General features: G+C 44.0%; 26 protein-coding genes and 1 tRNA gene. 15 read left to right on the forward strand and 12 right to left on the reverse strand.

The window, feature by feature from the left end; genetic code table 11:
• Positions 1–12 precede the first annotated feature (12 nt).
• The 5 genes from ACHUFM_RS12560 to ACHUFM_RS12580 form a co-directional block, all read right to left on the reverse strand.
• Entirely contained in the window at positions 13–717 is a 705-nt protein-coding gene (locus ACHUFM_RS12560; protein ID WP_394182569.1) for a flagellar hook assembly protein FlgD, read from the reverse strand.
• Between the two features lie 10 nt (positions 718–727).
• On the reverse strand, positions 728–1,177 hold the full coding sequence (gene flgC, locus ACHUFM_RS12565; protein ID WP_394182570.1) for a flagellar basal body rod protein FlgC: 450 nt from the start codon (positions 1,175–1,177) through the stop codon (positions 728–730).
• Between the two features lie 5 nt (positions 1,178–1,182).
• Positions 1,183–1,575, reverse strand: a complete 393-nt coding sequence (gene flgB / locus ACHUFM_RS12570) for a flagellar basal body rod protein FlgB (RefSeq protein WP_113873500.1) — start codon at positions 1,573–1,575, stop codon at positions 1,183–1,185.
• 196 nt (positions 1,576–1,771) lie between these two features.
• Complete coding sequence (locus ACHUFM_RS12575; protein ID WP_394182571.1) at positions 1,772–2,608, reverse strand: CheR family methyltransferase; 837 nt, start codon at positions 2,606–2,608, stop codon at positions 1,772–1,774.
• 57 nt (positions 2,609–2,665) lie between these two features.
• Positions 2,666–3,595 (reverse strand): chemotaxis protein CheV, encoded by a 930-nt coding sequence (locus ACHUFM_RS12580; protein WP_063333243.1) that lies wholly within the window; start codon positions 3,593–3,595, stop codon positions 2,666–2,668.
• A 136-nt stretch (positions 3,596–3,731) separates the two neighbouring features.
• On the opposite strand from ACHUFM_RS12580, the gene flgA reads away from it, so the two are divergent.
• The 4 genes from flgA (at position 3,732) to ACHUFM_RS12600 (ending at position 5,523) form a co-directional block, all read left to right on the forward strand.
• Positions 3,732–4,424 carry a flagellar basal body P-ring formation chaperone FlgA gene (flgA, locus tag ACHUFM_RS12585; RefSeq protein ID WP_394182572.1) on the forward strand — a complete coding sequence of 231 codons (693 nt, stop codon included), beginning with the start codon at positions 3,732–3,734 and terminating at the stop codon, positions 4,422–4,424.
• Positions 4,425–4,537: 113 nt separating this feature from the next.
• A complete protein-coding gene (flgM, locus tag ACHUFM_RS12590) occupies positions 4,538–4,852 on the forward strand; it encodes a flagellar biosynthesis anti-sigma factor FlgM (protein WP_394182573.1) in 315 nt (104 codons plus the stop codon).
• A 37-nt stretch (positions 4,853–4,889) separates the two neighbouring features.
• Positions 4,890–5,369 carry a flagella synthesis protein FlgN gene (locus ACHUFM_RS12595; RefSeq protein ID WP_394182574.1) on the forward strand — a complete coding sequence of 160 codons (480 nt, stop codon included), beginning with the start codon at positions 4,890–4,892 and terminating at the stop codon, positions 5,367–5,369.
• 78 nt (positions 5,370–5,447) lie between these two features.
• Positions 5,448–5,523: transfer RNA gene (locus tag ACHUFM_RS12600), tRNA-Arg, on the forward strand.
• Between the two features lie 74 nt (positions 5,524–5,597).
• Here ACHUFM_RS12600 and ACHUFM_RS12605 read toward each other — a convergent pair.
• The 4 genes from ACHUFM_RS12605 to ACHUFM_RS12620 are packed head-to-tail and all read right to left on the reverse strand — an operon-like array spanning position 5,598 to position 8,504.
• Positions 5,598–6,005, reverse strand: a complete 408-nt coding sequence (locus ACHUFM_RS12605) for an OsmC family protein (protein ID WP_394182575.1) — start codon at positions 6,003–6,005, stop codon at positions 5,598–5,600.
• Positions 6,006–6,043: 38 nt separating this feature from the next.
• Entirely contained in the window at positions 6,044–6,859 is an 816-nt protein-coding gene (gene trpC, locus ACHUFM_RS12610; protein WP_394182576.1) for an indole-3-glycerol phosphate synthase TrpC, read from the reverse strand.
• Positions 6,860–6,878: 19 nt separating this feature from the next.
• Positions 6,879–7,916: an anthranilate phosphoribosyltransferase gene (gene trpD / locus ACHUFM_RS12615; protein WP_394182577.1), complete on the reverse strand. Its 1,038-nt coding sequence runs from the start codon at positions 7,914–7,916 to the stop codon at positions 6,879–6,881.
• A 9-nt stretch (positions 7,917–7,925) separates the two neighbouring features.
• Positions 7,926–8,504, reverse strand: a complete 579-nt coding sequence (locus ACHUFM_RS12620) for an anthranilate synthase component II (RefSeq protein ID WP_394182578.1) — start codon at positions 8,502–8,504, stop codon at positions 7,926–7,928.
• A gap of 272 nt (positions 8,505–8,776) precedes the next feature.
• On the opposite strand from ACHUFM_RS12620, the gene ACHUFM_RS12625 reads away from it, so the two are divergent.
• Both ACHUFM_RS12625 and ACHUFM_RS12630 read left to right on the forward strand, forming a co-directional pair.
• On the forward strand, positions 8,777–10,108 hold the full coding sequence (locus ACHUFM_RS12625) for a magnesium transporter (RefSeq protein ID WP_394182579.1): 1,332 nt from the start codon (positions 8,777–8,779) through the stop codon (positions 10,106–10,108).
• A gap of 33 nt (positions 10,109–10,141) precedes the next feature.
• Positions 10,142–11,275 carry a mechanosensitive ion channel family protein gene (locus ACHUFM_RS12630; protein ID WP_394182580.1) on the forward strand — a complete coding sequence of 378 codons (1,134 nt, stop codon included), beginning with the start codon at positions 10,142–10,144 and terminating at the stop codon, positions 11,273–11,275.
• Positions 11,276–11,359: 84 nt separating this feature from the next.
• Here ACHUFM_RS12630 and ACHUFM_RS12635 read toward each other — a convergent pair whose 3' ends face one another.
• Together ACHUFM_RS12635 and rpe are read right to left on the reverse strand one after the other, a co-directional pair.
• Positions 11,360–12,040 carry a phosphoglycolate phosphatase gene (locus tag ACHUFM_RS12635; RefSeq protein WP_394182581.1) on the reverse strand — a complete coding sequence of 227 codons (681 nt, stop codon included), beginning with the start codon at positions 12,038–12,040 and terminating at the stop codon, positions 11,360–11,362.
• Positions 12,040–12,711 (reverse strand): ribulose-phosphate 3-epimerase, encoded by a 672-nt coding sequence (gene rpe / locus ACHUFM_RS12640; RefSeq protein WP_394182582.1) that lies wholly within the window; start codon positions 12,709–12,711, stop codon positions 12,040–12,042. The genes ACHUFM_RS12635 and rpe overlap by 1 nt, the downstream gene beginning before the upstream one ends.
• 100 nt (positions 12,712–12,811) lie before the next feature.
• On the opposite strand from rpe, the gene ACHUFM_RS12645 reads away from it, so the two are divergent.
• A complete protein-coding gene (locus ACHUFM_RS12645; RefSeq protein WP_394182583.1) occupies positions 12,812–13,750 on the forward strand; it encodes a DUF3530 family protein in 939 nt (312 codons plus the stop codon).
• 25 nt (positions 13,751–13,775) lie between these two features.
• On the opposite strand, the gene djlA is transcribed toward ACHUFM_RS12645, so the two are convergent.
• Entirely contained in the window at positions 13,776–14,567 is a 792-nt protein-coding gene (djlA, locus tag ACHUFM_RS12650; protein WP_394182584.1) for a co-chaperone DjlA, read from the reverse strand.
• A gap of 179 nt (positions 14,568–14,746) precedes the next feature.
• On the opposite strand from djlA, the gene ACHUFM_RS12655 reads away from it, so the two are divergent.
• From ACHUFM_RS12655 to ACHUFM_RS12690, 8 genes are read left to right on the forward strand one after another with little or no spacing between them, the layout of a single operon-like run.
• Positions 14,747–16,951 (forward strand): LPS-assembly protein LptD, encoded by a 2,205-nt coding sequence (locus ACHUFM_RS12655; protein WP_394182585.1) that lies wholly within the window; start codon positions 14,747–14,749, stop codon positions 16,949–16,951.
• Positions 16,952–16,953: 2 nt separating this feature from the next.
• Positions 16,954–18,204, forward strand: a complete 1,251-nt coding sequence (locus tag ACHUFM_RS12660) for a peptidylprolyl isomerase (protein WP_394182586.1) — start codon at positions 16,954–16,956, stop codon at positions 18,202–18,204.
• A 6-nt stretch (positions 18,205–18,210) separates the two neighbouring features.
• Positions 18,211–19,230: a 4-hydroxythreonine-4-phosphate dehydrogenase PdxA gene (gene pdxA / locus ACHUFM_RS12665; RefSeq protein ID WP_394182587.1), complete on the forward strand. Its 1,020-nt coding sequence runs from the start codon at positions 18,211–18,213 to the stop codon at positions 19,228–19,230.
• Positions 19,227–20,027, forward strand: coding sequence for a 16S rRNA (adenine(1518)-N(6)/adenine(1519)-N(6))-dimethyltransferase RsmA (gene rsmA / locus ACHUFM_RS12670; protein WP_394182588.1), 801 nt, complete (start codon positions 19,227–19,229; stop codon positions 20,025–20,027). The genes pdxA and rsmA overlap by 4 nt, the downstream gene beginning before the upstream one ends.
• Positions 20,028–20,402 (forward strand): Co2+/Mg2+ efflux protein ApaG, encoded by a 375-nt coding sequence (gene apaG / locus ACHUFM_RS12675; protein ID WP_113873480.1) that lies wholly within the window; start codon positions 20,028–20,030, stop codon positions 20,400–20,402.
• 7 nt (positions 20,403–20,409) lie between these two features.
• Positions 20,410–21,237 carry a symmetrical bis(5'-nucleosyl)-tetraphosphatase gene (locus ACHUFM_RS12680; protein WP_394182589.1) on the forward strand — a complete coding sequence of 276 codons (828 nt, stop codon included), beginning with the start codon at positions 20,410–20,412 and terminating at the stop codon, positions 21,235–21,237.
• Entirely contained in the window at positions 21,234–21,557 is a 324-nt protein-coding gene (gene glpE, locus ACHUFM_RS12685; RefSeq protein ID WP_394182590.1) for a thiosulfate sulfurtransferase GlpE, read from the forward strand. Before ACHUFM_RS12680 ends, glpE begins: the two co-directional genes overlap by 4 nt.
• The gene (locus ACHUFM_RS12690; protein WP_394182591.1) at positions 21,558–22,664 is read left to right on the forward strand and encodes a tRNA nucleotidyltransferase; all 1,107 of its coding nucleotides are present in this window, start codon (positions 21,558–21,560) and stop codon (positions 22,662–22,664) included.
• Positions 22,665–22,684: the final 20 nt, after the last annotated feature.

Raw genomic sequence — 22,684 nt, forward strand, 5'->3', positions numbered from 1 at the left:
AACGCTCTCCAGTTACCCTAAGATTTCTAGTTCTTTTGTTAGTTTGATCTTGCCGTGATTCTCCACGTTCAAGACGGTGCCTTCTTCACCATTAATGGTGACACCCTGAATTCTGGTCGGTACACGTGTTGACATTGATGACGTCTCTCCCTGTGCATTTGTCGACGTGGCGGCAAAACGGTATTCGCCAGCCGGCAAAGGATTTCCGTCACTGTCTAACTTATCCCAGCTAAACTCACCTGTATCCAATGGTGCGGTTCTGACCAAGTTATTGCTTGAATCATAGATTTTTAGAATCGCACTCTTAGACGACTCAGGTACAACGGCTTTCACCACTAAAGGATCCACCCCATCACCCATTTTCGCCTTGTCACCCTCCATCAAAATCGACTTTCCAACCAAGGTCGATGCACTCAGTGCCTGATTTGATGTTAATGATGACGCCATGGTTTCCAACTGATCTGAAATACTGGTCAATCGTTCCAATGAACTAAACTGCGACATTTGCGCAACCATATCGTTGGCATCTTGAGGTGCCGTTGGATCCTGCCCCTTCAACTGCTCAATATAAAGCTTCAAAAAGACATTCTGGTCAGCTAACGCCCCTTCTTCTGGCTTCACTTCCGGTTTTTCGATGCCAGCTTTCGACTTTGCCGCTTCGGTACCGTATTGTGAGATCAGCCCACCAAGGCCGTTTTTATCAGATATATTTGCCATCTATCTGCTCCTAAGATTGCCCGAGCGTTAGCATTTTTTGCATCATGCTTTTTGCCGAGTTCATAATTTCTACGTTCGTTTGGAATGATCTAGACGCCGACATCATGTCAGCCATCTCTTCCATTGGGTTCACATTTGGATAAAAAACGTAGCCCTCTTCATTTGCCATCGGATGATCGGGTTCATAACGAGGTTGTAGAGGGGCATCCGATTCAACAATCGCCTCAACTTGAACACCAACGCCCGCTCCCATCTCATCCAACTTAGTATTTTTCCAACCGCGTTCACGCATGCTGTCATTCATCATTTGAGAAAACACTGGCTTGCGTGCACGATAAGTCTGATCCGCTGAACTGGCCGCACTGTCGACGTTTGCCATATTACTAGCAATGGTATTCAAACGAACAGTTTGAGCACTCATCGCCGAGCCAGAAATGGTAAAAATATTACTCAAAGACATCGTTATTAATTCCCAGTCAGCGCTTTTCTCATGCCACTAATCTTACGATCTAGAAACATAAAGCTTGTATCAAATTGCATAGAGTTCTGCGCATATTCTGCCTGCTCTCGCTGCATATCTACGGTATTGCCATCCAATGAAGGCTGCTCTGGGTTGCGATAAAGCAAATCTCCTGAGGCCTCACTCTCTGCTCCGTGAGCAAAATGTCGATCATTGGTTCCTTGCAACTGCAGTCGCTTCATTTCTTCACCCAAAGCCGCATCGAAACTAATGTCTCGTGCTTTGTAGTTTGGTGTGTCAGCGTTCGCGATATTGTTCGCCAATATCGCCGCACGAGCACTTCGAAACTCTAATGCTTTATCGTGTCCAGCAAAGGCACCTGCAAAGGAAATCGCCATTTAACCCTCAAACAAAAATGATAGATGATTTTATATAGCAATAATGATGCCAAAAAAAATATTCATATTTTTCAATAGGTTATATTTAAGCAATCTTGAAACGGCAAAAAGCGGCAACTTAAAAGATAGGTCATAAAAACAAAAAAAGCCCACCCTAAACGTTAGGGTGAGCTTTTCAAAACTCCGTAAAATAGGTCTAACGAGGTTTGGCTTTATAGACAATACCGGGGTGGCATTGCACTATTTCAAAATAATCTGACAAACCACTCAACGCTTCAGAACCACCAAGAAATAGATACCCTCCTGGCTTTAGAGAGGCATGCATTCTTCGCAAAATATCTTGCTTCAAATCGACCGTAAAATAGATGAGCACATTGCGGCAGAAAATGACATCGAATTTTCCCAAGCCTGCAAATGAGTCAATCAAATTCAAATACTTAAAATCCACACGAGAACTCAGGTTGGATTTAATCTTCCAAGTCGAATCATCCAGTTTATCAAAATAACGACTTTGTAAATCTGCTCCTAAACCACGAGCAATCGCCAAACTATCGTACTCACCCTGTTTTGCGTGCTGCAAAATGTTGGTACAAATATCTGTGGCAACAATCCTTTCACCGGGTTTCAGTGCACCTGGACGAGCACTTTTAAATGCCTCGATTACCATACTAATGGAATAAGGCTCTTGACCTGTCGAGGAAGCAGCAGACCAAATGCGCAAAGGCGCCGCCGTCATTTCTGGCAAGACTTTCTCTCGAAGAATGGTGAAAGGGTGTGTATCACGAAACCACAAGGTCTCGTTAGTGGTCATCGCATTGATAACCTCTTCTTTCAGCTTAGCATTCATTGGCCTATCAAGCGCGTCTACCAACTGCTCTATTTTAGAAAAGTTTTCCCTTTCTAAAATCTTACCTAATCGGCTTGCCACCAAATACTGTTTATTATCACTCAAAGAAATACCACATACTTTCTGTAAGTATTCCCTAAAGCGAACATAACCAGCTGGGGTGATTGTGTTTGTACTGCTGAGCATTAAAACTCCATAATAAGCAGACTAAAGGACGAGCTCAGCTCGCCCTAATCCATCACTTTACTCAGATTGCACCTGTACTGTTTCTATCGCCAAACGCGCCAACTCATCTGGCTGGAACTTAGCTAAGAAACCGTCTGCTCCTACCTTCTTCACCATGGCTTCGTTAAAGACGCCACTTAAAGAAGTGTGCAGAAGAATAAATAAGTCCTGCAATCGACTGTCATTTCGAATCGCTGTTGTTAAGGTGTAACCATCCATCTCCGGCATTTCAATATCTGAAATCACCATGGAGAACTCTTGGGTGACATCCTTACCTTCAGCAACCAAACTCTGTAAAAACTCAAAAGCTTCTCGACCATCACACAAAACAGTGGTCGCAAAACCGACTTGTTCCATACAACGCTTGATTTGTTTACGAGCTACAGAGGAATCATCCACAATGAGGATATGATGTTTTTTTGCATTCTCTTGAGTATCCGAATCGACAATACCTTCCGAAATATCCTGTCGCATTGGTGCCACTTCAGAGAGAATTTGTTCTACATCAATGATCTCAACCATCTCTTTATCGACCTGGCAAACGGCCGTTAAATAATTGTCATTTGATAGACCTTTTGGTGGCGGCTGAATATCACTCCAGTTCATATTCACAATACGCTCAACACCACGAACCAAGAACCCCTGAATACGACGGTTATATTCGGTAATGATGACAAAACACTGGCTAATATTTTCAATTGGACTTGCGCCCGTTGCCAAACCTAAATCCAAAATTGGAATGGTTCCACCACGAATGTGTGCAACACCACGAACCACAGGTGAACTATGAGGCATAGTGGTAAGTTTAGGACACTGAAGCACTTCCTTTACTTTAAAGACATTGATGCCGTAAATTTGCTTACCATTCAAGCGAAACAGCAACAACTCAAGTCTATTTTCTCCGACCAGCTGTGTACGTTGATTGACAGTATCTAGAACCCCAGCCATATACGCCTCCAAAATGTATAAACTGCATAATGAGGTGACCCCTCAAAATTGTTAAAATGCATTCACCAATGATAGAGTGAATATTAACAATTTACTAACTTATTCATAACGAAATCATAAACAAAGAGTGCTCATCATGCGAATCTCAAGGCTTTTAATAGCCTTTATTTGTCTTCAAACACACTTCAGTTACGCTCAAGTGCTCGAAGAAATGGTTAATCGCTTCATTAATCAAGTGGAAATCCCTCGTTTATCCGAGGTTTACCCCCACGCAACCATTACCATAAAACTTAACAATCTTGCTTCCCTTAAATACTTACCTGACTGCAAAGGCAATCAAATTAGTATTCAAAATCAACGACCGGAAGCACGTAAACGAACCAATTACGAAATCAGTTGCCCTGATCCTATTTGGAAATCCTATTTGCCCGCAGTCCAGTCTATTAGCATTCCAGCTATTCGAGCCATCACACCAATCAATCGTGGTCAGATTATCTCTCAATCCAATACCGACTTAGGTGAAGTAGATATCTCTGATTTAAGAGGTCAGGTTTATACCCAACAAAAACCACCATATGGACTAATCGCTTCTCGTAATATCCGTATTAATACTTACATCACGGACAATTTAACTCGTTTACCTACCTTAATTAAAAAAGGCGACGCGATTCAAATCACTGCCAGCAGTGGCACCATTACCGTTCGTATGAATGGTGTCGCGTTAGAAAATGGCGTTAAAGGTCAACAAATACGAGTTAAAAACGCAAGTTCTGGACGAATTGTATACGCTAAAGTTGTAACTGACAGTGAGGTTCTTGTAAACTATTGAGTACAGACAACTCGGCAAATATAAATTTCCTTTTTCTGAGGTAATTCATTAAAGTTTTCGTAGACCCAGCCGAAACCATAGACAGGCAAATCATTTAAGGGCGGAAAAACCCAATGGCAATTCATTTAACAGGTCTATCAAACCAGGGCACTATAAACAAAAGCGAGCGTGCGCACAAAGACGACGCGGCCGCCAGTGCATCTGAACAAAAAGGCGGTGTGCAAAGTGGTGGTACACTGGCTGAAGATACCGTTAAACTTAGCGGTACAGCTCAAACACTACAGAATCAACAAGCTAAACTAAACAGTTTACCAGACGTTGATATGGACAAAGTGGAGCAAATTAAAAACGCCATCGCGGCAGGAGAATACAAGATTGACACCCAAAAGCTTGCCAATAATATGGCTTCTATGGACACGCTATTTTAATCAGCGTGCCCTATACAGCCTATAAAGGGCTTACTTTATGATCCCTATCACCCCAATCTTCATCAAAAGCAAAGACATTTTAACAGAACTGTCCCAACTTCTTGATGAAGAGCGCTCTGCGTACGGCGAACAAGACAGCGAAACCATCATTGCAATAGCCGACAAAAAGCAAGCCTTGCTTGATGAAATGAATGAGCTCAATGAAAGACGCGTTAAGGTTCTGATTAAATTTGATGTGGTGGATCGTAAAAATCCGACCGAAGCAGAGTTTAAAAGCTGGCTAAAAGTACAAGACAGCTCGATGGATGAAGTTCGCTTACTCATGAAAGAGTGCGAAACACTGCTCAAAAGCTGCAAAACGAAAAACAATACGAACGCCCAAATCCTCAACACCTTGCAAAAACGCAACAAACACCTATTTGAGCTTTTGCAGGGTCATAGCACCAAAAACAAAGTTTACACGTCACGTGGTTCAACTCGCCCCATCAGCAGTAAACAGACCTTAGGTCGAGCTTAAAATCACATATAAATCAAAGTGATAAAGGCTTAGCATTTGTAATTACAAGCTCTTAAGGTATAAAATACTCACCAATGAGTCCTCATAGGTAAACAGGATATACCGGCCGCCTCCTAAGCAGCTATTCCAGGTTCGAGTCCTGGTGAGGACGCCATCAACACTAAAACGAGCTCTTGGCCAAAAAAAAGAGCTTCTCAGCCCTTTTTCATACTCTTCCTAAATCACCAACTAATCGACTTCAACAACCTCAAAGCTGTGGACAATCTTCACGCCACCACGCTCTAACATTAATGATGCTGAACAATACTCTTCAGCCGATAACTTCACCGCCCTAGCGACAACATTTTCTTTTAACTTGCGTCCTGTGACCACAAAATGCACTCGAATTTCAGTAAATACAGCAGGGACTGAATCTGCACGATCCGCATCAATTTGCGCCACACAGGACACAACATCTTGTCGCGACTTCTTCAAGATGCCAACCACATCATAAGAAGTACAGCCGCCCAATCCAGCTAAAATCAACTCCATCGGGCGAGGGCCAGCTACTTGATTGCCATCGATTTCAACGTTAAACCCTGATCCCGTCTCAGCGGTAAAATGGACGTCTTCTTGCCAACTCACATTCGTTTTCATATACAACCTTATTTCTTATCAATACGACTGATAGCCTGTTAACGCTGAAACAGCTCAGCCAACTTCTCACCTGGATCATCAGCACGCATAAACGCTTCACCAACAAGAAAAGCATGAATTTCATGATTACGCATTAAAGCCACATCTTCTTGAGTATGGATGCCACTTTCCGTAACAATCAGTTTCTCTTTTGGCACACTCTTCATAAGCTCAAAAGTATGGTCTAAGCTAAGCTCAAACGTATGCAAGTCTCGATTATTAATGCCTAACAATTCTGTCTCTGTGTATTCTAATGCTAAGTCTAATTCAGCTCGATTGTGAACCTCGACCAACACGTCCATCCCCAAGTCTCTGGCCATTAAATCTAAGGCTCTTAGCTTTTCACCTGACAAGCATGCTGCAATCAATAAAATACAGTCTGCGCCAATGGATCTGGCTTCAATCACTTGATATTCATCAATCATAAAGTCTTTGCGAATTACAGGTAACTGGCAAGCTGAACGCGCTTCCACCAGATAATCTTCATGGCCCTGAAAAAAGTCTTTATCCGTCAGCACAGATAGACACGCAGCACCTGCTCTTTCATACGACTTAGCAATCTCGCCAGGATAAAAAGGCTCTCGCAAAATACCTTTACTCGGTGACGCCTGTTTAATTTCGGCGATAACACCTGCTTTGCCCATAGCAACTTGATGCTTGAGCGCTTGTGCAAAACCGCGCGGAGCATTGTGTACATTGGCAACAGAAGCTGCCACTTCTAAATTTCTGTACGGTGTATGCGCTTTTCTTTGCGTAATCTCTTCAAATTTACGCGCGACAATTTTCTTCAAAATAGTGGGGGTTTCCACTTGCATAACCAAGTCACTCCTATTTCTATGCGTTAGGTGCCATAAAGCAGCGCGTAAAGCTCGCCAATTCAGACATTTTCACTTTTGCTGTTCCGCCACCGATAACATCTTCAGCAATATTTACCCCTTCGGCCAATGAGTCAGCTATACCAGCAACATAAATGGCGGCTCCAGCATTTAATGCTACGATATCACGGGCTGGGTTTATTTTTCCCTTTCCCTCTAACGCCAACTTAATCAAAGACAAGCTTTGATCGGCGTCGTAAGCCTGTATGCCCTCTGTGGACTGCAGAGGAATATTAAAATCCTCAGGCGAAATACGATATTCTTTAATGTCACCGTCTTTCAGCTCCGCCACATAAGTAGGCGCCGCAATACTGATTTCATCTAAACCATCTTCAGAATGGACTACCATAACATGCTCGCTGCCCAAGGCTTTTAACACTTCCGCTATAGGTCGAACCCACTTTTGATGAAAAACGCCCATCACCTGACGCTTGGCATTAGCCGGATTGGTTAAGGGACCTAACAAATTAAAAATGGTTCTTGTTGCCATCTCTTTACGAGGCCCAACTGCGTACTTCATCGCCGCATGATGATTCGGCGCAAACATAAAGCCTAAGCCGATTTCTTCTACACAACGACACACTTGCTCAGCGTCTAGCCCTAAAAAGATACCTGCTTGCTCAAGGACATCCGCGCTACCGGATTTAGACGATACGGAACGACCACCATGTTTCGCGACCTTACCACCAGCCGCGGCGACAACAAAGGCCGATGCAGTAGAAACATTAAATAAATTGCCGCCATCCCCACCAGTACCACAGGTATCCACAATGTCTTCAATCGGCAAGCTAACTTTACTGGAAAGTTCACGCATGACGCGCGCAGCTGCCGTAATTTCTTCGACTGTTTCACCTTTCATGCGCAACGCAATTAAAAAACCACCGATCTGAGCTGGCGTCGCCTTGCCGGTCATAATATCTGTCATCACAGATTGCATGTCTTCTGTTGACAGATTTTGATGCTCCACAACAGCTGCAATTGCTTTTTGGATCTCCACCAGTCTCTCCTATCGTTTTAAAAAGTTAGCTAACAAGGCATGCCCTGCCTCTGTCAGAATAGACTCAGGGTGAAATTGCACCCCTTCAATATCATATACTTTATGACGCAGGCCCATGATTTCATCATGCTTTCCTTCATCATCTTGATTCCAAGCCGTCACCTCTAAGCAATCAGGTAAACTCTCTTGTTCGACCACAAGCGAATGGTAACGCGTCGCTGTTTGGGGGTTAGGTAAACCTACAAACACACCTTCATTAAAGTGATGTATTAAAGATGTTTTTCCATGCATGACATTTTTAGCACGAATCACATTACCGCCAAAGGCCTGAGCAATACTTTGATGACCTAAGCAAATACCTAAAATGGGCATTTTACCGGCAAATGCCTTAATTGCCTCGATCGAAACACCCGCTTCATTTGGCGTGCAAGGGCCAGGGGAAATGACCAGATGAGTTGGTGACAAGCGCTCAATCTCTGCAATGGAGATCTGATTATTTCGATACACCACCACATCTGCCCCTAACTCACTAAAATATTGCACTAGGTTGTAGGTAAAAGAATCGTAATTATCTATGACTAACAACATTTTTAAAATAAGGCCCAAAGCGAACAAAATGCCCAATCGGAAACGGCATTCAAAAGGCTAAATTCTACACTTAAGCGAGCAAGCTGTCTCCTGCTAGACGAACTCAAAAAGCATAAACAGGCTACCTTCAGTTCGTTACTCCTTTAAACAACGTCATAAATACCTAAGCAATGAAATAATATCTTGCAAAAACAAAGCCTTGTTTGATAATCCCAAATGAATACCGCACACTAACGGATAATTCTCTCAACCAGAATCTGTAAGGGCCTCTAATGCAAAGTCAAGTTACTCAGTTAATTGAACATTTGATTCATGACGAGCACTCGCCCAACTCGATCAGCCAAATGATGTCTGAATTCAGTCCTGATGATATCGCTCTTGCTCTGGAATCCATTCCGTTAGACCAAAGAAGACAAGCTTGGGAGAACATCAAACAAGCCAATCGCTTAGATATTTTGGTGGAAATGCGTGGCGAATCTCGACAATTACTACTGAAAGAATTGGACGACAATGAAATTGAGAACCTGTTTGCCGATGTCGATGCCGCAGGCCTGTTAGAAATTACCGACTCATTGCCAGACCGCCTGGTTGATCTTGCGCTAAAGCAAATGGACAACAAACAGCGTGAATATTACCAACAAGGTATTGTTTACGAAGACGACATTGTTGGCCGCTGGATAGATCATGAACTGTTAATCGCTTCTCAGTCTATTCGAGTAGCAGAAGCAATACGATTGTTAAAAAAGACCACCCCCAACTACACAGACATGATTTATCTGGTGAACCGAACCGGACGCTGGGTGGGTTGTGTCAAATTCGACAAATTGTTTAAGGCGCATGAACATGAGCCCATCTCGAATCTAATTGATGAAGAATGCTCTGTTATTCAAGCAGACGCGACCTTATCGAAAGCGGCTGAACAACTCGAAAAATCGACCTTATCAGCGCTCCCCGTTGTCGACAACAACCTCATATTATTAGGTCGTTTCCATGCTGGCCTAGCGTTAGAAACCCTGCGCCTTGAAAATGAAGCGCAACACATGTCTACCGCGGGTTTAAATGAAGAATCAGACCTATTTGCTCCGGTCAAACGCAGTGCTGCAACTCGCGGGATTTGGCTGGGCATTAATTTATTGACCGCTTTTCTTGCATCTGCCTTCATTGGTTTATTTGAAGCAACACTACAACAAGTGGTCGCTTTGGCCGTATTAATGCCTGTTGTCGCCTCAATGGGCGGCATTGCTGGCAGTCAAACACTCACCTTGATTGTGCGAGGTTTGGCGCTTGGGCAAATAACACGGAGCAATTTAAAGTCTTTACTAAGCAAAGAGTTAAAGGTGGGGTGGCTAAATGGCATTGTCTGGGCCATCATCATCGGCCTAGTAACCTATTGGTGGTTTAACAACTCGATGCTAGGAGCCGTGATCGGACTAGCAATTATTGTCAATATTTTGATGGCGGCCCTATCTGGGGTTTTAATCCCTGTCTTACTCGACAAATTGCGTATTGACCCAGCTCTATCAGGCTCAGTGATACTCACCACAGTCACGGACTGCGCAGGCTTTGTGGCTTTTTTAGGTTTGGGTACCTTACTTCTTCTATAAACCCTATTACATTCATCAATACAGAGAGATTTTATGAACTGGGAAACAATGCAAACTCACTTCGGCCTAGGTGACACCGAAATGCACTGGGTCGTCAGAGTCTTTTTGGTAGTCTTAGGCACGCTAATCGTTAACTTTATTGCCAGCCGTTTGTTGAGTCGCTTGAACACACAATTAGAACGTACCAAGACCCCTTGGGACAATGTGTTGGTGATTGCCGCTCAAAAACCCATTGGGGTATTTATCTGGCTAGTTGGATTAAGCATCGCTGCGGAAATCTCTGGCACCAACATTGACCCTGGACTGTCTTCTCTAATTGACTCCATTAGAGAAGTGGGCGTTATTGTTATATTAACTTGGTTTATTTTGCGCTGTATTTCTCAAAGTGAGAAAGCCGTAACCAGTTCTAGTAAGGTAAAAACCAAGGTGGATTACACCACGGCAGGCGCCATCAGTAAGCTACTGAGAGCCTCCGTTATCATTACGTCTGCTCTGGTTGTCTTACAAACTTTAGGCTACAGCATTTCTGGTGTCTTAGCGTTTGGTGGTATCGGTGGTATTGCGGTCGGCTTTGCCGCGAAAGATTTATTGGCTAACTTTTTTGGTGGGCTCATGGTCTACCTAGATCGACCTTTCGCTATTGGTGACTGGATACGTTCACCCGATCAAAATATAGAGGGGACCGTTGAACACATTGGTTGGCGTCAAACCCGTATTCGCACCTTTGAAAAACGTCCCTTATACGTTCCAAACTCAACTTTTTCATTGATTTCGGTTGAAAACCCATCGCGTATGACACACAGACGCATTAATGAAACCATCGGCGTGCGCTACTCTGATTTCAGCATTCTGCCTGACATACTAAAAGACATTAAAGAGATGGTGGCAAATCATGAGGACTTAGACACGCAACAAGTGTATATGGTGAATTTCAACCAATTTGGTCCGTCTTCCCTCGATTTCTTTATTTATACCTATACCAAAACAGTCGATTGGCGAACCTATCATAACGTCAAGCAAGATGTTCTTTTCAAAGCGATGAAGATTATTGAAGATCATGGCGCAGAAGTGGCTTTCCCAACGCAAACACTGCATTTTGGTGACGATGGTCAAATTCATTTTGCTAATAATGAATCCGCATCCAACCAATCAACGCCCAACAAATAAGACTCATGTCCATAAAAAAACGGCCAAGCTTGATGACACCTCCAAGCTTGGCCGTTTCTAGCATTTCAAGTAATGCCATTGCCGTTAAACGAGCAGCTCCGCCAAATCATCAATAATGGCATCCGCTCCTAGTCCTTTAAGGTCCACCCCTTGATGATAACCATAAGTTACTAGTGCCGATTTAAAACCCGCATTCTGTGCGGCCTTAAAATCCGTAATGGAATCCCCTATCATCAAGCAACGTTCGGGTTGAGCCTCAATGGATTCGCTGCAATGTAACAGTGGCAGAGCAGAAGGCTTCTTCTCATCTAGCGTATCGCCGCCAAGGAACCACGCAAATTCTTCCGTGATACCAAATTTATCCAGTATCGGTTTAATAAAGACACTGGGCTTATTCGTAATCAAAGCTACAGGCACACCATTGTGCTTAAAAGCTTTTAGAATCGCGACCACATTGGGATACAGTTTGGAATGATCCGTCAGGTGTTGATGGTAATGAATTAAAAACAAGCGATACGCGTCTTCGTGCTTATCTTGGCTTAACCCAGCCCAATCCAATGCTTGCTCAATTAACTTGGCTGCACCTAAGCCAACCCAAGCTCGAACTTGCTCTTCCCCCGCCAAGGGTGCCTGAAACTCTGATAAAAAAGCATCCACAGCAGCAGCGATATCCGGCACACTATCCACTAATGTGCCATCCAAATCCAAACACACTAGATCCGGCCAACCTTCAAACCATTTCGAAAAATACTTGGGGGTTTTCATTAACGAACACTCGCTAATTCGGCCCTCATAGCATCAATGACAGCCCGATAATCTGGCTTCCCAAAAATCGCTGATCCAGCCACAAAGGTATCCGCACCCGCCTCAGCAATCTCAGCGATATTTTTTTCACTGACACCACCATCCACTTCGAGACGAATATTACGACCACTGGCGTCAATTAACGCACGTGCTTCGCGAAGTTTATCCAAGGTCCCCGGAATAAAAGATTGACCACCAAAACCTGGGTTTACTGACATCAGCAACACCATATCTACCTTGTCTAAAACGTGCTTCAAATGGTGTAAAGGTGTTGCAGGATTAAAGACCAAACCGGATTTACAACCACCGTCCTTAATCATCTGTAAAGAACGATCAATGTGTTCACTGGCTTCTGGGTGAAAAGTTATATAGGAAGCGCCTGCTTCGATAAAATCTCCGATCATACGATCGACAGGTTTCACCATTAAATGCACATCAATGTCTGCCGTTACGCCATGTTTACGTAACGCTTTACAGACCATGGGCCCTATCGTTAAATTGGGAACGTAGTGATTATCCATGACGTCAAAGTGTATGATGTCGGCTCCCGCCTCCAACACATGATCGACTTCTTCCCCTAGACGGGCAAAGTCAGCAGAAAGAATTGAAGGGGCAATGATAAAATCATTCATATCTGTCTCCAGCAGTGACACAATAAATGCAACTTGATAAAAAACACCAAACGTCGAAGACGATATTTTAACAAGGCCATCGAAAGAAGTATTGAAAACAATGCAGAAAATTCATCTCTTACTTAAGATTACATTGGTTGGCTGGCTACTTGGTTCTGCTGTCAACACACCAGCAGAAGAATCGTCATCAACCGACCCTGCGACACAAACGTACGTCACACCACAGCCGCAAGTAAGTCGAATCAACGCTCTAAAGTCCTCATTAGAGGGCGTTCAACTTGAACATCAAATACAAGTATTAGAAGCCGAAGGTGGTCCATTTCTATCCCTTTACAGAAAATCTCAGACCAGCTCAACCCAAGGCTGCGCCATTCTTTTGCATTCAGATAATGAACACCCAGATTGGCCGGAAGCCATTGCCCCCCTACGCGATAAACTAACAGAATACAGTTGGTGCACACTGTCCATAGAAGTGCCTGATGTCACTAAACGTGGCCAAGCCATTAAGATAACCAGTACTGACTCAGCCTCAGAAAGCACGGAAGACAATGCGCTTAACCTAGCCAACCAAGCGGTTGTGTTTGCTCGAATTGAAGCGGCCATAGAGTTGGCCAAAACCGATGGGGTTAATGAGTTTGTCTTAATTGGATATCGAACCGGCGCCAGCTATGCCTTAGCTTTTTCTGCACAAAACAAGTTAACCATCCAAGCCCTAGCGCTCATTGACATCCAAACACCTGCAGACATGTCGAGCTATCAGATTGCACAACTGATTAGAGAGACGCCACAACCAATATTAGACTACTATTTAAGTCAGCCAAGTCGAAACCAACAATTTGCCCAGTGGCGACAACAAGCAGGCCGTCAGAGAGAAAACCCTCAAGGTCAATACATTCAGAAAGACGCCATTCCAGATCGTGTAACAGGGCAAGACAGTCAAGCGTTATTGGTTCAAAGAGTGCGCGGTTTTTTAAAGCAAAACACCAAACAAATTAGCCAACGTCGGCCACTGCCTCAAGTGAATAAAGGACTTTTTTAATTCCTTTATTCACACAGCAACCTCACTACTTACGTGCGTTTTTAATTAATTCATAAGCCGATTGAATTTCCTGAGTGCGTTCCTTTGCCAACTCAATCATTTCATCTGGTAAACCTTGAGAACTCAGTTTATCCGGATGATTTTTACTCATTAGGCGACGATACGCTTTTTTAATATCGGCATCGGACATGTCCGGCGTCACTCCCAAAGCGTCATAGGCTGACTTCAATAAGTCTTTAGACCCCATATTGTTATTGGAAGATTGATAGCCCTGTCTAAAGTGCGCTTGTTGCTTCACTTGAATGTGTAGCGCCTCAAACTCTGCCACCGTGATGCCTAAGTTGGCACACACTTGAGAAACAAAGGACTTCTCTTCAATACTAAAATGGCCATCTGCATACGCAGACACCAGCAAAACTTCTAATAAAGTTCGGGTTAAATCCCCAGGGCCAACGATGTTTTTAAAATGATTCAGTTCGGCGACCAAATCAAAATTCGCTGACTTGCCCTCATTAAACAGTCGTTTAGCTTGTTCTTGCGCTTCCGGAGACAAACGCAATCGCTGCATAACAGACTGAGCCAGCTGAATTTCTTCCTCGGAAACTTGTCCATCCGACTTTGCCAAACGCCCCATCAATAAAAACAAAGTTCGGAAGAAGGTTTCCTGCTGAAGGCGTATATTACCTCGCTTTGCTTGATTAAACGCTCCACCTTTTTGAGCCCTGTCTAACAGGCTACCAACAATATACCCCAATATCGCACCAAGGAAATTTGACATTAAAACATAGCCCAAAATGGCGCACACAATTTTCCACATAAAGATATTTCTCCAGAATCGGTAGCCCCTATGGGCCTGCATAGATTATCATTTGTCTTATTACGTGGAGCCTCAATTGGCAGCCTCCGATTTCGGACAACAATTATTGGTAAATAAGTATACCCTGCATGGTTAAGCATTTACGCAACTACGCCCTATTTTTTCAAGGTCTTTTCATATTGCCACTTGCTCACGGGCAAGTAGATCAATGGGATTGGGCTCCTCGAGAATCCCTGACCACTGAACAACGAGCTCAGTTAGGTCGCTATTGCCAAGGCCAATACATTAATCAATGGCAAGCCAGCCAGAGTAACAACACGCAACTACAAGCCGATCTAATTACCCGAGATCAAACCGGCGTTATTCATCTGCAAGGCAATGCTAACATTATTCAGCCCGACTCTCAGTTATCTGCAAACAGCATTCAAGGCATTCCAAACGACTATTACCAAGCTTCGGGCGATGTCACCCTAAGAACCGATAATGAACTCATTCGAAGCACAAACAGCTACCTATCCAATAACGGCAGCGCCGCCACAGAATTTGAAAACGCCCTATTTTTGAGTCATAACAGCAAAGCACGGGGTAAAGCTAAATCGTTAACACAAGAAAAAAATGGTGTGGTCTTTATTGAGGAAGGTTTCTTTACTACTTGTGAACCGAACCAAGAAAGTTGGAGCTTATATGGTACCAGCATTGAGCTTAACCCGACGTCAGGCTTCGGGACCGCCAAGCACGTTCAAGTTCGCATTGCAGGCATTCCGATTTTCTACTCGCCCTGGTTGCGCTTTCCGATTGATGACAGACGCCAAAGTGGTTTTTTATTCCCCAGTTTTGGCTATTCAGGCAACGATGGTTTAAGTTTCTCTGCACCTTTTTACTGGAACATGGCAGCCAACTATGATGCCACCTTTACTCCACAATACATTCAAGAAAAAGGCGAAGGTATTGATGTTGAGTTTCGTCATCTGAGTTCATTCGGCGAAACGACCTATGAGCAGTCCTATTTCTCGGATCAAGATGAAGGGGATCAGATATTACTCAAGCTAACCTCTCATCAGCGCTTTAATCAATATCTGCAATCCGGTTTTACCTATGAAGCCAACCCCACAGAAAACGAATTTCCTGAAGCTAACAGCACATCTATTGGCGAAAAAGACCATTACCAACAAAGTGCTTATGTGTCTTTAAACAGTGGAAACTTCTTCAACAAGTTAACCTATTTAACTTACCAGACCCCAGATAGTTCGGACGACGAACCTTTTGAATGGCTGCCTCGTGTAGAAAGTTCTTATTCGATTGCAAACACGTATTTAAAGTACAACTTAGCAGTACAATATACGGATTTTTATGACCCAGCCGAAGACGATTTCGACGGCGAGCGCTTAGTTGTCAATCAAGATACATCCCTCGATTTTGGTAACGACTGGTTGACCCTAACGCCAGGTATATTGACTCAATACCGAGACTACCAATTACACGACTACAGTAGCGACACAGATTCCGAAGCGTCGCTTGGCCACATCACAACTTACTTGGACACAGGGTTAGCATTTGAACGCCGTTTTACCAACGAAAATGGCACGTGGCGTCAAACCTTATCACCAAGATTAAACTACTTACATTCTCCCTACGAAAACCAAACAAACATTCCTGATTTTGATGCCAGCGAATCTACTTTGACTTACTCTAGCGCCTTTAGTCACGAGCGCTTTAATGGCAACGACAGGGTCGGTGACACAGAACAAGTCAGTTTTGGGTTAGAAAGTCGTCTATATGATGAAAATAATAATGAAAAGTGGTCTTTAAAAGCTGGTCAGGTCTTCTACTTAGACGATCGATATGTTGATATTAGTGGTACGACCAGTGACAGCAGTCCAGTTGACGATAGCGAACACAGTGATCTATTAACCTCTGCCAGCTATTATGGTTCTGACTTTAGCCTCACCGCCAACCTGAATTACGACCCTGACGAAGATAACATTAATCTTGCCCAACTGGTGGCAAGTTTAACACCGGCAGATCGGGTCAAAGTGAATTTAAGTTATTTATATTCAATTAATAATTCAGACTCGGATGATAATACAAAGCAAGCCAGTTTTGGTACCGTATTTCCAATCAACCAAAATTGGTCTGCGTTCGCTCAGTACAGCTACGACTTCATGGATGACGAAGCAACCAAACAGGTATCAGGCATTGGTTATGAGAACTGCTGCATTAAGGTCTCTCTGAGCTATCAAGACTGGATTGACGATGACAATGACGCCGACCGAGGCATCTTCTTACAATTTATTTTACGTAGTTTAAGCACCGCTGGACGTAGCAACAGTAACGCCAAAAGCATTGCAGACACCTACTGGAACCAAGGAAAAACCGGATATTAATCATGAAGTTATTCTCTTTTTTCGTCCTAATACTAACATTTTCTAGTTTACAATCAGTGCAGGCCGACACCAGCAAAATTGATGGCATCGCCGCCATCATTGATTCCACCCCCATCCTTGAAAGCGACATTCAAAACCGTTTTCAAATTGTCAAAGACAGAGTGCCTGGCGGCATAATGACAGACAACATTCATCGCCAAATACTCACTCAATTAGTCGATGAAACCCTACAAGCTAACTATGCCGAAAAAATTGGTATGAGAGCGTCCAGCTCCGATGTAGATAAGGCTATTTTAGGCGTCGCAAAGAATATGAACCTTGATCTACAAGGTTTAAAGACGGTATTAGCGAGCAAAGGGATCAACTACAGTCGCTACCGTAAACAAATTGAACATGAAATCCTAATCAACAACATTAAACGTGAAATCATTAAGCGTCGTATCGTCATTTCGGAACAAGAAATTGATGATTACATGAGCTCAGAAACCAGCATCACCAAAGACAAGGACCAAGTTCATCTACGTCACATTTTGATTAGAGCTAGTAATCCAGAAGAAGCGAAAGCGGAAATCAACACGATCACTCAGCAAATTCAAAATGAAAACGATTTTATCCAACAAGCCGTGGCAAAATCAGCGGGGCAGTTTGCCATAGAAGGTGGCGACCTTGGATGGCGCCCGATGAACCAGTTACCACCTTTGTTTGTCAGAGCACTTGATACAGAACAAGGCCCTCTTGTCGGTCCACTACAAAGTAATGCGGGTTACCATTTACTTTGGGTTATCGACAAACGCTCTGCTTCTGTGACACTACAGCAACAAACTAAAACTCGCCATATTCTAGTACGACCCAATGAAATTCGAGACATGGCGCAAACTCAAGCCTTTGCAGATGAACTCTATAATAAGCTTCAAAATGGCGCTGACTTCGCAGAATTAGCTAAAGAATACAGTGAAGACCAAGGCTCAACACTGCAAGGTGGTGATCTTGGCTGGGTCACCCCTGGCACTATGGTGCCAGCCTTTGAAGACATGATGAATGAAACAACGGTTGGCCAGGTCAGCAAACCTTTCCGTACACAGTTTGGCTGGCATATCTTACAGGTAGAAGGTCGCCGTGAAGCCGACATCAGTGATCAAGTCAAGCGTAGTAATGCCAAACAAGCCCTAACCTCGCAAAAGCAAGACATCGTATTGGGCAATTGGTTAGACGAATTGCGTGCTGACGCCTTTATTGACATCAAAGATAAGTAACACCTTATGAATCAAGCATCACCTGACACACTTCCAATCATCGCGATCACTTCAGGTGAACCGGCTGGCATCGGGCCAGACATTATTCTCAGCGCACTAAATGAGTCGTCTTTTGCGGCTCGTTTAGTGGTTCTAGGGGATGTCGATTTACTGCGCTCAAGAGCAAAAACCCTCAACCTCAAACTTGACATTGAAACGCTTGCCGCCCATGCTAAGCCGCCAGCCCATCAAGCAGGGAGAATAAGCTTAATGCACATCCCTATGGCGGAAATAGCACAACCTGGGCAACTCAATATAGCCAACGCACCTTATGTACTAGAAACGTTAAAACAAGCTGGAGAAGGCTGTTTATCTGGGCAATTTGATGCCATTGTCACCCCTCCTGTGCATAAAGGTATTCTCTGTCAAACAGGCACGCACTTCTCTGGACATACTGAATTCTTTCAAGCCCAATGCCATTCACCTCACGTGGTAATGATGTTGGCAAGTGAGGCGATGAAAGTCGCTCTGGTGACGACTCATCTCCCCTTAAAAGACGTGTCTGAGGCGATCACTGAAGAAGCACTCCGCAAGGTAACACTGGCACTGCATCGAGATTTACAAACAAAATTTGGTATCGAGCAGCCTCGAATTTTAGTGTGTGGATTAAACCCTCATGCAGGCGAAGATGGCCATCTTGGCAGAGAAGAAATAGAGACCATTACCCCTACACTCGATAAATTACGTTCTGAGGGGCTGGATCTCATTGGTCCGCTTCCTGCTGACACCCTATTTACACCAAAGTATTTAGAGAATGCAGACTGCGCCCTTGCCATGTATCACGATCAGGGCTTACCTGTGTTAAAATACTCTGGATTTGGTAATGCTGTGAATATTACATTGGGCTTACCCATCATTCGTACGTCCGTGGATCACGGCACAGCAATGGATTTAGCCGGCACAGGCAACGCCAACCATGGCAGCCTAAACGTCGCCATTAAACACGCCATAAATATGGCCAATAACGCGAAAAAGTTTTCTCAATGAGCAAAGTACAACCCCATAAGGCTAGAAAAAGATTTGGCCAGAATTTCCTTCACGATCATGGTGTAATTCGTCGTATCGTTGCCTGTATCGCCCCGAAAAAAGGCCAACGTATCGTTGAAATCGGCCCAGGTAAGGGGGCCTTAACTGAAGGTATTATCAGTGTCACTGAGCGTATGGATGTTGTCGAACTTGACCGCGATTTGATCCCGATCCTGAAAGTCAATTTGTTCCGTTATCCTGAACTTACCGTGCACGAAGCGGACGCAATGAAATTTGATTTCAGCTCGCTGGTGCAAGATAACGAAACCATCCGTGTTGTCGGCAACTTGCCGTATAACATTTCTACCCCTTTAATTTTCCATCTGCTCAGCCAAGCCAGCAGCATTACCGACATGCATTTTATGCTGCAAAAAGAAGTGGTGGATCGTTTAGCCTCTCGCCCTGGCGATAACTTATATGGTCGACTCAGTGTTATGGCACAGTATTATTGTGCCGTCGATTCTCTTTTCGTCGTTGGCCCTGAATCGTTTGACCCAGCGCCTAAAGTCGATTCTGCCATTGTGCGTATGACACCTTATAAAACGCTACCTTACTCAACGGCCGACGTGAAAAAATTAGAAGACGTGGTGCGCATTGGCTTCCAACAACGCCGTAAAACATTGCGCAACAACTACAAGGGTGTATTAGATCAAGAGGACTTTGCACACTTAGGCATTGATCCAAGCTTGCGTCCTGAACGCTTAGATGTGAAAGAGTTTGTCGCCATCACCAACTACCTTCTTGAGAAGGAAAGTTAAATGGAAAAATACGATATCGTGGTGGATGTTAGAACCGAATATCTGGCCAGACAATCCACACCGGATGAGTCTCGTTATGTCTTCGCTTACCACATCACGATCACAAATTGCGGCACTCATGCGGCCAAACTGCAAACTCGTCACTGGGTTATTACCAACGGTGATGAGCAAGTACAGGAAGTCAAAGGCAGTGGTGTCATAGGTGAATACCCTCATTTGCAACCTGGGGAATCATACCAATACACCAGTGGCACTGTGATTGAAACGGTCGTCGGCGTCATGCATGGCAGCTATCAATTTATCGCAGACGATGGCACCGAATTTACCGCACCAATACGACCATTTACCCTATCTGTCCCAAATAAAGTGCACTGAGGAGATTATGGCAACCTATGTTATCGGCGATTTACAAGGCTGTTTAGAACCACTGGAGAGATTACTCAAACACATCCAGTATCAGCCAGAACACGATCAACTTTGGTTTGCAGGCGACTTGATCAATCGTGGTCCAGAATCCTTAGACACCTTGCGCTTCATTAAATCCCTTGGGGAGAAAACTAAGGTCGTATTAGGCAATCATGACCTACACTTGCTCGCCGTATCTTATGGTCATGGCACTCTCAAAAAAGGTGACACGTTAACAGATATTTTGATGGCGAGTGATCGTGACGATTTAATGGATTGGTTAAGACATCAACCTCTTTGCCATTATGACGCAGAGCTCAATGTCGTTATGACCCATGCGGGGATTCCACCTTGCTGGACATTAGAGCAAACGCTCACACTCGCAAAAGAAGTAGAAGACAAGCTGCAATCAGACACAGTTGATGAATATTTTTCAGCCATGTATGGTAATAGCCCGAGTAAGTGGCGGGATGATTTAGTCGGTTTAGACCGACTCAGAGTCATCACAAACTACTTAACTCGCATGAGATTTTGCAACCAAAACAGCAAATTAGACTTAAAATCAAAAGAAGGCATTAATACAGCGACCAAAGGGTTTGCCCCTTGGTTCAGTTACCCAATTCAAGTTCCCGAAGGCTGTCACATTGTCTTTGGACATTGGGCTGCCCTAGAAGGCAAAACCCAACTTAAGCATATACATGCACTTGATACAGGATGTGTTTGGGGAGGCAGCTTAACTGCCTTACGACTGGAAGACAAAGAACGTTTTAGTATGCCTTGTACAATCAATCGGAAAACTCCATGACTTATACTTGTATCGATATCGCAGACGCCCTTCCCATTTTGGAAGATAACGCCGCCATTGTAGATATCCGTGACCCTGCTAGCTATCAGACAAGTCACATGACAAATGCCATCAGCTTAAACAATGACAATGTACAAGAGTTTGTTGACAATACCGACCAAGAACGCCCGATCATCGTCTGCTGCTATCATGGCAACAGTAGCAAAGGTGCTGCAGAATACCTTGCCTCCCAAGGTTTTAAACAAGTTTACTCCCTAAATGGCGGCTTCAGCCAGTGGAGTGCTATGTTTCCTGAGCAGTGTGAGACAGGCCAAGCATAAATGTCATATCAAGTGTATCTGGTTGGTGGCGCCGTCCGTGACCGCCTACTCAAACTCCCTGTGATTGATCAAGATTGGGTGGTGACAGGCGCTACACCAGAACAGCTTGAACAACAAGGTTTTCAGCAGGTCGGTAAACAATTCCCTGTTTTCCTGCACCCAAAAACCAAAGAAGAATACGCTCTTGCCCGCCGGGAAAAAAAACAAGGTCAAGGCTACACAGGTTTTATCTGTGACTTCTCGCCCAACATCACTCTGGAAGAAGACCTTGAAAGACGAGACCTAACCATTAACGCCATCGCACAAGACGAAGAAGGTCAACTTATCGACCCATTTCATGGTCAACAAGACCTTCACAATCGTCTGTTACGACACGTCTCCAATGCTTTCGTCGAAGACCCATTACGCGTTTTACGAGTGGCTCGATTTGCTGCCCGCTTTCAATCCTTTGGGTTTCAAGTCGCGAATGAAACCATGTTATTAATGCAACAAATTAGCGACTCAGGTGAACTTAATAGTCTTAGTCCGGAAAGAATATGGCGAGAATTAGAAAAAGCCTTAGCAACTGACCACCCACAAATTTTTTTCAAAGTGCTGGCGAAAGCCAACGCCATGCCAATACTATTTTCAAACCTGAAGTGGTCGGAGCAAGACAACTCAGAAGACGCATTAAGGTCACTGACACACACTCAACGTTGGGCAATCATCTGTCGGCACACACAGCTACAAGACTTAAAAGCACTTCATCAAACACTTCGCAGCCCAAATCAATACAAAATTTTGGCCGAGCAAGTTAGGGATTTTCTGGAAAATAGGCAAATCTGTATGACGGCGGAGAATTGGGAAGCTTGGCTCATGTCGGTCAACGCCATTAAAAAGCCGCAACCGTTTGAAAAGCTAATTCAGGTGATCAGCCTAATCACGCAAACTAACCTGAAAGATTGGCTCACCCTAAGAAACACAATCGCCAAAGTGAATGCGGTCAGCCTTATCAAGCAAGGCTATGCTGGCGCTGAATTAGGAGAAGCGCTAAAACAGGAACGTATTCGCAATCTGGCCACTCTAAACTCCCCTCTATTGTTTCAAGGTGATGCCGCTTCACCTTGAAACAATAAAAAAGCAAAAAG

Origin of the sequence: Marinomonas posidonica (assembly GCF_043643765.1) — a bacterium.
Taxonomy (GTDB): Bacteria; Pseudomonadota; Gammaproteobacteria; order Pseudomonadales; family Marinomonadaceae; genus Marinomonas; species Marinomonas posidonica_A.

Excerpts from the sequence above, each read along its gene's own strand:
- ACHUFM_RS12560 (WP_394182569.1), bottom strand. The coding sequence starts at position 717 with ATGGCAAATATATCTGATAAAAACGGCCTTGGTGGGCTGATCTCACAA.
- flgC (WP_394182570.1), bottom strand. The coding sequence starts at position 1,177 with ATGTCTTTGAGTAATATTTTTACCATTTCTGGCTCGGCGATGAGTGCT.
- flgB (WP_113873500.1), bottom strand. The coding sequence starts at position 1,575 with ATGGCGATTTCCTTTGCAGGTGCCTTTGCTGGACACGATAAAGCATTA.
- ACHUFM_RS12575 (WP_394182571.1), bottom strand. The coding sequence starts at position 2,608 with ATGCTCAGCAGTACAAACACAATCACCCCAGCTGGTTATGTTCGCTTT.
- ACHUFM_RS12580 (WP_063333243.1), bottom strand. The coding sequence starts at position 3,595 with ATGGCTGGGGTTCTAGATACTGTCAATCAACGTACACAGCTGGTCGGA.
- flgA (WP_394182572.1), top strand. The coding sequence starts at position 3,732 with ATGCGAATCTCAAGGCTTTTAATAGCCTTTATTTGTCTTCAAACACAC.
- flgM (WP_394182573.1), top strand. The coding sequence starts at position 4,538 with ATGGCAATTCATTTAACAGGTCTATCAAACCAGGGCACTATAAACAAA.
- ACHUFM_RS12595 (WP_394182574.1), top strand. The coding sequence starts at position 4,890 with ATGATCCCTATCACCCCAATCTTCATCAAAAGCAAAGACATTTTAACA.
- ACHUFM_RS12605 (WP_394182575.1), bottom strand. The coding sequence starts at position 6,005 with ATGAAAACGAATGTGAGTTGGCAAGAAGACGTCCATTTTACCGCTGAG.
- trpC (WP_394182576.1), bottom strand. The coding sequence starts at position 6,859 with ATGCAAGTGGAAACCCCCACTATTTTGAAGAAAATTGTCGCGCGTAAA.
- ACHUFM_RS12620 (WP_394182578.1), bottom strand. The coding sequence starts at position 8,504 with ATGTTGTTAGTCATAGATAATTACGATTCTTTTACCTACAACCTAGTG.
- ACHUFM_RS12625 (WP_394182579.1), top strand. The coding sequence starts at position 8,777 with ATGCAAAGTCAAGTTACTCAGTTAATTGAACATTTGATTCATGACGAG.
- ACHUFM_RS12630 (WP_394182580.1), top strand. The coding sequence starts at position 10,142 with ATGAACTGGGAAACAATGCAAACTCACTTCGGCCTAGGTGACACCGAA.
- ACHUFM_RS12635 (WP_394182581.1), bottom strand. The coding sequence starts at position 12,040 with ATGAAAACCCCCAAGTATTTTTCGAAATGGTTTGAAGGTTGGCCGGAT.
- rpe (WP_394182582.1), bottom strand. The coding sequence starts at position 12,711 with ATGAATGATTTTATCATTGCCCCTTCAATTCTTTCTGCTGACTTTGCC.
- ACHUFM_RS12645 (WP_394182583.1), top strand. The coding sequence starts at position 12,812 with ATGCAGAAAATTCATCTCTTACTTAAGATTACATTGGTTGGCTGGCTA.
- djlA (WP_394182584.1), bottom strand. The coding sequence starts at position 14,567 with ATGTGGAAAATTGTGTGCGCCATTTTGGGCTATGTTTTAATGTCAAAT.
- ACHUFM_RS12660 (WP_394182586.1), top strand. The coding sequence starts at position 16,954 with ATGAAGTTATTCTCTTTTTTCGTCCTAATACTAACATTTTCTAGTTTA.
- pdxA (WP_394182587.1), top strand. The coding sequence starts at position 18,211 with ATGAATCAAGCATCACCTGACACACTTCCAATCATCGCGATCACTTCA.
- rsmA (WP_394182588.1), top strand. The coding sequence starts at position 19,227 with ATGAGCAAAGTACAACCCCATAAGGCTAGAAAAAGATTTGGCCAGAAT.
- apaG (WP_113873480.1), top strand. The coding sequence starts at position 20,028 with ATGGAAAAATACGATATCGTGGTGGATGTTAGAACCGAATATCTGGCC.
- ACHUFM_RS12680 (WP_394182589.1), top strand. The coding sequence starts at position 20,410 with ATGGCAACCTATGTTATCGGCGATTTACAAGGCTGTTTAGAACCACTG.
- glpE (WP_394182590.1), top strand. The coding sequence starts at position 21,234 with ATGACTTATACTTGTATCGATATCGCAGACGCCCTTCCCATTTTGGAA.
- ACHUFM_RS12690 (WP_394182591.1), top strand. The coding sequence starts at position 21,558 with ATGTCATATCAAGTGTATCTGGTTGGTGGCGCCGTCCGTGACCGCCTA.